This is a genomic window from Synechococcus sp. BA-120 BA3 (genome assembly GCF_034931285.1).
GTDB lineage: Bacteria > Cyanobacteriota > Cyanobacteriia > PCC-6307 > Cyanobiaceae > Cyanobium.
The window spans coordinates 1-1,089 of the sequence record NZ_JAYGHZ010000191.1 but is presented as its reverse complement, the minus strand read 5'-3'; the positions used below and the strand labels follow the sequence as shown (position 1 = coordinate 1,089).

Annotated in this window: 1 protein-coding gene; it reads right to left on the bottom strand. The window is 71.9% G+C overall.

Annotation, left to right across the window (positions count from 1 at the left end; genetic code table 11):
• Window positions 1–245: 245 nt before the first annotated feature.
• Window positions 246–986 (bottom strand): magnesium protoporphyrin IX methyltransferase, encoded by a 741-nt coding sequence (bchM, locus tag VB737_RS07180; RefSeq protein ID WP_500312233.1) that lies wholly within the window; start codon window positions 984–986, stop codon window positions 246–248.
• Window positions 987–1,089 lie beyond the last annotated feature (103 nt).

The following is a 1,089-nucleotide window of genomic DNA, read 5'->3' as shown; positions in this document are numbered from 1 at the left end:
CTCCAGGCCTGCTGGCTGCGGCTCCGGCCCCCTGAGGGGCCGGAGCTGGAACTGCTGGCCCCGCCGGCGGAGGGGCTGGCCATGGCGGCTGAGCCGCAGAGCTGAGCCGCAGAACTGGCCCGCTTAACGGTGTGGCCATTGCAAGGCTGGTTGCCCCACTCGGCTGGTTGCCCCGTTCCTGTACAGGCTGTACAGAATCAGGAAAGGCCCGGCAACACCGCTTCCCGTGCTGATCAGCCCGCGGATCAGGCCGAGGTGCGCTCGAAGGCGATCAGGCGGGAGAAGTAGAACGGCGCCTGGTTGAGGCTGCGGTGCACGGGGCGGAACCCGGCGGCGGCGGCCGCCGCCACGATGCCGTCCTCCCGCAGGGTGTAGGCGCGGGTGGTCTTGCTGGGCCCGGGGAACAGCTGGCCGATCTGTTTGAGCACCGCCAGCAGCGGCGTGTAGGGGGCGAAGCTGACGATCAGCTGCCGCTCGGCCATGGCCGCCAGGTGCCGCACCATCGCTTCGGCGGCCGCCTGGGGGTAATGGATGAAGACGTCCAGGCAGATCACCGTGTCGTAGCGGCCCTGGAGGCTCTCCAGATCCGAGGCGCTGAAGCTCAGCCGTTCCGAGGCCAGGCTGGCCTCGCCGGCCCGGCGGCTGGCCTCGGCCACCATGGCGGCGGAGAGATCGCTGGCGGCGATCGAGCCCGCCCCGAGGGCCGCCAGGGGCAGGCTGAGGCTGCCGACGCCACAGCCGGCATCGCAGAAGCTGCGGCTGGTCAGGTCGCCCTGCTGCTGCAGCCAGGCCAGCACCGCGTCCACGGTCTTCTGGTGGCCGAGGCGGATGTTGCGCTGGACCCGGTTCACCTCCTCGCTGTCGCTGTAGATGCGGTTCCAGCGCTCGAAGCCGGTGCTCTCGAAGTAGGCCTGCACCTCGGCCTTCTCGGCCTGCGTCTCAGCCTGTGCCTCGGTGGGCGCGGGGGGTGGCAGTTCCGGGGGCATGGGGCGCAGGGCCGTTCGGGTGGGCCGGATCCTAGGGAGCAGGCGCCTGGGGCACTGCCGCGGATCCGCCGGCCCCCGCCTCGGGGCGCCGCCAGTCCAGGCG

Coding starts and splice junctions, on each gene's coding strand:
- bchM (WP_500312233.1), bottom strand. CDS start 986: ATGCCCCCGGAACTGCCACCCCCCGCGCCCACCGAGGCACAGGCTGAG.